The 6,051-nt window shown below is 60.4% G+C and carries 7 protein-coding genes; all 7 read right to left on the reverse strand.

Annotated elements, in window-relative coordinates:
* Positions 1-50: 50 nt before the first annotated feature.
* Positions 51-497, reverse strand: a complete 447-nt coding sequence (gene rplI / locus QIW53_RS14015) for a 50S ribosomal protein L9 (protein ID WP_224535697.1) — start codon at positions 495-497, stop codon at positions 51-53.
* An 18-nt stretch (positions 498-515) separates the two neighbouring features.
* Positions 516-1,409: a hypothetical protein gene (locus QIW53_RS14020; protein WP_371050198.1), complete on the reverse strand. Its 894-nt coding sequence runs from the start codon at positions 1,407-1,409 to the stop codon at positions 516-518.
* A 36-nt stretch (positions 1,410-1,445) separates the two neighbouring features.
* Positions 1,446-1,676: a 30S ribosomal protein S18 gene (gene rpsR, locus QIW53_RS14025; protein ID WP_002551829.1), complete on the reverse strand. Its 231-nt coding sequence runs from the start codon at positions 1,674-1,676 to the stop codon at positions 1,446-1,448.
* A 28-nt stretch (positions 1,677-1,704) separates the two neighbouring features.
* Entirely contained in the window at positions 1,705-2,127 is a 423-nt protein-coding gene (rpsF, locus tag QIW53_RS14030; RefSeq protein WP_037015709.1) for a 30S ribosomal protein S6, read from the reverse strand.
* Positions 2,128-2,429: 302 nt separating this feature from the next.
* Positions 2,430-3,191 (reverse strand): 23S rRNA (guanosine(2251)-2'-O)-methyltransferase RlmB, encoded by a 762-nt coding sequence (gene rlmB, locus QIW53_RS14035; protein WP_201193669.1) that lies wholly within the window; start codon positions 3,189-3,191, stop codon positions 2,430-2,432.
* Entirely contained in the window at positions 3,188-5,812 is a 2,625-nt protein-coding gene (gene rnr, locus QIW53_RS14040) for a ribonuclease R (RefSeq protein ID WP_371050199.1), read from the reverse strand. The genes rlmB and rnr overlap by 4 nt, the downstream gene beginning before the upstream one ends.
* A gap of 19 nt (positions 5,813-5,831) precedes the next feature.
* A partial coding sequence (locus QIW53_RS14045; protein WP_371050200.1) for a hypothetical protein occupies positions 5,832-6,051 on the reverse strand: 220 nt, incomplete at its 5' end.

Here is a 6,051-nt window from a genome sequence, read left to right on the forward strand (position 1 = left end):
TGCCCGATGTTACCGGCAAGCACCCGAGGGTGCCAGCCGACAAGTGCTGCTTAAGCTGCTACCACGACAACGCGTACGGTGGCTTCAACTTCGGCGTGCAGGTGCACGGCCACGTCGAATTCACCTACGTTGCGGATGGTGCCGTTCGGCAGACGAACTTCGCTCTTCTGCACTTCAACGCCGGAGGCGGTCAGTGCATCAGCGATGTCGTGGGTGCCGATCGAACCGAACAGCTTGCCTTCGTCACCGGCAGTGGCAGTGATGGTCACTTCCAGCTCAGCCAGGTGGGCAGCGCGGCTTTCAGCCGAGGCTTTACGGTCTGCTGCTGCTTTTTCCAGCTCAGCGCGACGCTCTTCGAACGCAGCCAGGTTGGCAGCGGTCGCAGCGGTAGCTTTGCCGAAAGGCAGCAGGTAGTTACGACCGTAGCCGGCCTTAACGTTTACTTTGTCGCCCAGGTTGCCCAGGTTGGCGATTTTTTCCAGAAGGATCAGTTGCATGTGGAAATCCTCTAACTTTTAACCTTCACCGTTCGCGTTATCGGCGTCTTTCGGCGCCAGACGACCGCGAAAATCAATCAGGCTGTCGACGATGGCCAAGACCACCAGCAACGGATAGATCAGCTGCATGAACAGCAACAACGTGACGTACAACCCCACCAGCCAGAACCTGGCCAGTCGCTTTTGCGCCACCAGCCCGTGAATCAGGGCCAGCCCGGCGAACACCAGCGGTACACTGCACAACGGCGTCAACATGGCCATCTGCGGACCGATGTTCGGCCCCAGAAGCATGCACGCCAGCAGTAACATCGCCAGCACCAGCGGGAAGCGGATGGTGCGAAACTCGCGACCAAAACCACCCGGGTTGTACAACAACGCCTGCCAGTAGCGCCCGACAAGCAGGCTCAGCACACTGACGATTTGCAACAAGGCCGCAATCAGGCCGGTCAGGACCGGTGCAATCAGGGACGCAAAATGCGCTTGCTCATCTACCGACAACTTCTGGTAGACATCACCGAGTAGCGACGGCATGACCTTGATCAAGGCCTGCGCCAGCATCTCGATCTGGGGAGCGAAAACCGTCCCCAGCACCCCTGCAAACACCACTCCCATCGCTATGCTGACCAGCAGCACGCGGATCCAGGATTCGCTTGCGCGCAAAACCAGCGCAAGGCTCGAAGACCCCAGCAGCACCAGAAGTGCCCGTGGGTCGTCGGAATACAGCCACCAGATCAACGCCGGCAGCAGTCCCAGAGCCAGAACGCCCAGGGCGTCCTGCAATCCGCGCCGCAGGAGCACAAGGCATCCGGCGGCAGCACCCAACCAATACAACAACGGCAATGCAGCACATCCAGCCACTACAAGAGTGGCCTGCATACGGCCGCGCATGATGAACTCAGCTAAGGCACGCATGCTTTCAATCCTTTGCTACGTGTCGACTGCCCGGTCTCAGCGGCCGTGGCTGTCGGTGTAGGCCAGCAGGGCCAGGAAGCGGGCGCGCTTGATAGCGGTGGCCAGCTGACGCTGATAACGAGCTTTGGTACCGGTGATGCGGCTTGGAACGATTTTGCCGGTCTCGGATACGTAGGCTTTCAGAGTGTTGAGATCTTTGTAATCGATCTCCTTCACGTCTTCAGCGGTGAAGCGGCAGAATTTACGACGACGGAAGAAACGTGCCATGTAATAGGCTCCTCAAAAGGTCCGTGGATTACTCGTCAGCGTTATCGCTGTTGTCGCTGTCATCACCGTCAACGCCTTCGGCGTCGGAGTGCTCAGGACGGTCGCGACGCTCACGGCGCTCACTGCGGTTTTCTTCAGCCTTGAGCATCTCGGACTGGCCGGTAACGGCTTCGTCGCGACGGATGACCAGGTTACGGATCACTGCATCGTTGTAACGGAAGTTGTCTTCCAGCTCGGCCAGGGCCTTGCCAGTGCACTCAACGTTCAGCATCACGTAGTGAGCCTTGTGAACATTGTTGATTGCATAGGCCAGTTGACGACGGCCCCAATCTTCCAGACGGTGGATTTTGCCGCCGTCTTCTTCGATCAGCTTGGTGTAACGCTCAACCATGCCGCCGACTTGCTCGCTTTGATCCGGGTGGACCAAAAAGATGATTTCGTAATGACGCATGAATGCTCCTTACGGGTTGTAGCCTGCCGCTCAGAAGCGGTCAGACAAGGAGTGAATGACACTTATGGACTTGCTTGCGGGAGACACATGCGTGCCTGCCGTCACAGCAAGGGGCGCAATTGTAGAGAAGGGACCGGAGAGGTGCAAGGAAATTGGTGAATATTTGAACAATTGCCTCATCACAAAATAACTGTGGGAGCGGGCTTGCTCGCGAATGCGATATGCCAGCCAGTCGACGTGACTCGTGACTGACACACCACTTTTCGCGAGCAAGCCCGCTCCCACATTTGGATCGCGTAGGATCAGGCTTTTTTGCCTGCCGCCTTCACGCTCCGCTGACGTTGCGCTTCGAACAGGCAGACGCCGGTCGCTACGGAAACGTTGAGGCTGCTGACGCTGCCGCTCATCGGCAAGTGCACCAGGTAATCGCACAGGTCGCGGGTCAGGCGACGCATGCCGCTGCCTTCCGCGCCCATGATCAGGATGGTCGGGCCGGTCATGTCCTGCTGGTACAGGCTCTGCTCCGCCTCGCCCGCCGTGCCGACAACCCACAAGCCGCGCTGCTTGAGCTTTTCCAGGCTGCGCGCCAGGTTGGTCACGGCGACCAACGGAATCACTTCCGCCGCACCGCAGGCAACCTTGCGCACCGTCGGGGTCAGCGTGGCTGACTTGTCCTTCGGCACGATCACCGCCAGCGCACCGGCCGCATCGGCCGAACGCAGGCAAGCGCCAAGGTTGTGCGGATCAGTCACCCCGTCGAGCACCAGCAGCAGCGGCGCGCCCTCGGTGCGATCGAGCAGCTCGTCGAGCATCGCCTCACCCCAGACCTGGCTCGGGCTCACTTCGGCCACCACGCCCTGGTGCACGCCTTCGACCCAGGCATCGAGCTCACGCCGCTCGGCATTGCCGACCGGCACACGGTTTTCACCCGCGAGCGCGATCAGGTTCTGCAACCGCGGCTCACTGCGGCCTTCTGCCAGCCAGATCTGCTTGACGCGCTTGGGGTGGTGACGCAGCAAGGCTTCTACGGCATGCACGCCGTAGATTTTTTCCAACTGACTCATGACTTGGCCTTCGGTTTACGCGCCCCGCCGCTTTTGGCGGCTGGAGCGGAGCCCGCTTTCGGCGGGCCTTTACGGTGTTTGCTGGGCTTGCCGGCAGGCGCCTTGTCAGGCGCGGAACGTCCGGTTTTGCTACCGGTCGCCTTGCCCCCGCCTTTCGCCTCGCTCAGCAACGCCTTCTTCAGCTCCCGACTTTTGCGCACTTCGGCGTTTTTCGCCGCCGCATCGCTCGAACGGTAGGCTTCGACAGGCTTTTCCTTGGCGGGACGACGACCGGTTTTCGCCGCAGCCGGCTCAGCCGTTTTGGCGGAAGATGGCGCCGGCGCGCTGGAATCGGCGCCACGTTTCTTGCGACCGATCGGCGCGTTGATGGTCTTTTCGGCCATCTCGAAGTCGATCTTGCGCTCGTCGAGGTCGACGCGCATCACCCGCACTTCGACGGTATCGCCCAGGCGGAAACTGCGCCCGGTGCGCTCACCGGCGAGACGGTGATGCACAGGGTCGAAGTGGTAGTAATCGCCCGGCAGCGCCGTGACGTGGACCAGGCCCTCGACATAGATATCGGTCAGCTCGACGAACAGGCCGAAACCGGTCACGGCGGTGATCACGCCCGGGAACGACTCGCCCACGCGGTCTTTCATGAACTCGCACTTGAGCCAGTTCACCACGTCGCGGGTCGCTTCGTCGGCACGTCGCTCGCTCATCGAGCACTGCTCGCCCAACTGTTCCAGCGCCGCCTCGTCGTACGGATAGATGCGCGCCTTCGGAATGGTCATCGCACCGGCACGGCGAACGTGCGGGGTGTCCATCTTCGAGTGGATCACACTGCGGATCGCCCGGTGCGTGAGCAGGTCCGGGTAACGGCGGATCGGCGAAGTAAAGTGGGTGTAGGCCTCGTAGTTCAGGCCGAAGTGACCCTGGTTATCAGAGGTGTACACCGCCTGGCTCAACGAGCGCAGCATGACTGTCTGGATCAGATGGAAGTCCGGACGATCCTTGATGCTTGCCAGCAGCGCCTGATAATCCTTGGGCGATGGGCCATCCTTGCCTTTGTGCAGGGACAGACCCAGCTCACCGAGGAAGGCGCGCAGTTTTTCCAGTCGCTCCGGCGGCGGGCCGTCGTGAACCCGGTAAAGCGCAGGAATTTCGTGCTTCTTCAGGAATTCGGCGGTGGCCACGTTGGCGGCCAGCATGCATTCCTCGATCAGCTTGTGCGCATCGTTGCGCACGGTTGGGCGGATTTCGGCGATCTTGCGCTCGGAACCGAAGATGATCCGGGTTTCCTGGGTTTCGAAATCGATCGCACCGCGCACATGACGAGCCGCGAGCAGCACCTTGTACAGCGCATACAGCTGCTTGAGGTGCGGGACGATGTCGGTGTATTCGCCACGCAACTTGCGCGCTTCGGTGGCTTTCGGCGTCTCGAGCATCGCGCTGACCTTGTTGTAGGTCAGACGTGCATGGGAGTGGATGACCGCTTCGTAAAAGCAGTAATCGGTCATTTCACCGGATTTGGAGATGGTCATCTCGCAAACCATGGCCAGGCGATCGACCAGCGGATTCAGCGAGCACAGGCCGTTGGACAGTTGCTCGGGCAGCATCGGGATCACGCGCTCGGGGAAGTACACCGAGTTGCCGCGCACCTGGGCTTCGGCGTCCAGCGCCGAACCGAGCTTCACATAACTGGAGACGTCGGCAATCGCCACGTACAGCTTCCAGCCACCGGAAAACAGGCGCAGCTTGCCTGGGCGGGCTTCGCAGTAGACCGCGTCGTCGAAGTCACGGGCATCTTCGCCGTCGATGGTGACGAACGGCAGATGGCGCAGGTCGATGCGCTTCTCCTTGTCCTTCTCCTCGACTTCCGGCTTGAGCTTGCCAGCTTCCTTGAGTACCGCATCAGGCCAGACATGGGGAATATCGTAGGTGCGCAAGGCAACGTCGATTTCCATGCCCGGGGCCATGTAGTTGCCCACGACCTCGATGATGTCGCCTTGCGGCTGGAAGCGCGGTGTCGGCCAGTGGGTGATCTTCACCTCGACGAACTGACCGATATCGGCGTTGGCGTTGCGACCCGGGGTCACCAGCACTTCCTGCTGGATCTTCGGATTGTCTGCCACCACGAAGCCGATACCGCCCTCTTCGAAGTAACGACCGACGATGGTCTCGTGAGCGCGCGACACGACTTCGACGATCATGCCTTCGCGGCGACCGCGACGATCCACGCCGGACACACGGGCCAGCGCGCGATCGCCATCGAACACCAGGCGCATTTGCGCCGGGCTCATGAACAGATCTTCACTGCCATCGTCCGGGACCAGGAAACCGAAGCCGTCACGGTGACCGCTGATGCGGCCCAGGATCAGGTCGAGCTTGTCCACCGGCGCATAGGTGCCGCGACGGGTATAAATGAGCTGGGCATCGCGCTCCATGGCGCGAAGGCGGCGGCGCAGGGCTTCGATCTGGTCTTCGGTGGTCAAACCGAACTCTTCGACCAACTGCTCGCGGTTGGCAGGCGAACCCCGATCAGCAAGGTGCTGAAGGATCAGTTCGCGGCTGGGAATAGGGTTTTCATATTTTTCCGCTTCACGAGCGGCCTCGGGATCGAGGGACTGCCAATCGGCCATTAGAGAGTTTTCACCTTGTCTATATGCGGGTTAGTTTGGCATAGGCGCAATGAAACGGGAAATTTCGGGCTGCGACAGCCCTTCCAAAGCCCTTTATCGACACCGCAAAGCTGATTTGAATGCCGCTGGTAACATTTTTCAGGTTTTTTGAATTCAGGGGGTTTACAGTTAAAAAGACGCTCCGTATAGTGCGCGCCATCGACGACGCACTAGCGCTGCCGATACTGCCCAGATGGTGA

This window comes from Pseudomonas fluorescens (assembly GCF_041354075.1).
Lineage (GTDB): Bacteria > Pseudomonadota > Gammaproteobacteria > Pseudomonadales > Pseudomonadaceae > Aquipseudomonas > Aquipseudomonas fluorescens_CE.

Excerpts from the sequence above, each read along its gene's own strand:
- rnr (WP_371050199.1), bottom strand. The coding sequence starts at position 5,812 with ATGGCCGATTGGCAGTCCCTCGATCCCGAGGCCGCTCGTGAAGCGGAA.
- rpsR (WP_002551829.1), bottom strand. The coding sequence starts at position 1,676 with ATGGCACGTTTCTTCCGTCGTCGTAAATTCTGCCGCTTCACCGCTGAA.
- rplI (WP_224535697.1), bottom strand. The coding sequence starts at position 497 with ATGCAACTGATCCTTCTGGAAAAAATCGCCAACCTGGGCAACCTGGGC.
- rlmB (WP_201193669.1), bottom strand. The coding sequence starts at position 3,191 with ATGAGTCAGTTGGAAAAAATCTACGGCGTGCATGCCGTAGAAGCCTTG.
- rpsF (WP_037015709.1), bottom strand. The coding sequence starts at position 2,127 with ATGCGTCATTACGAAATCATCTTTTTGGTCCACCCGGATCAAAGCGAG.
- QIW53_RS14020 (WP_371050198.1), bottom strand. The coding sequence starts at position 1,409 with ATGCGTGCCTTAGCTGAGTTCATCATGCGCGGCCGTATGCAGGCCACT.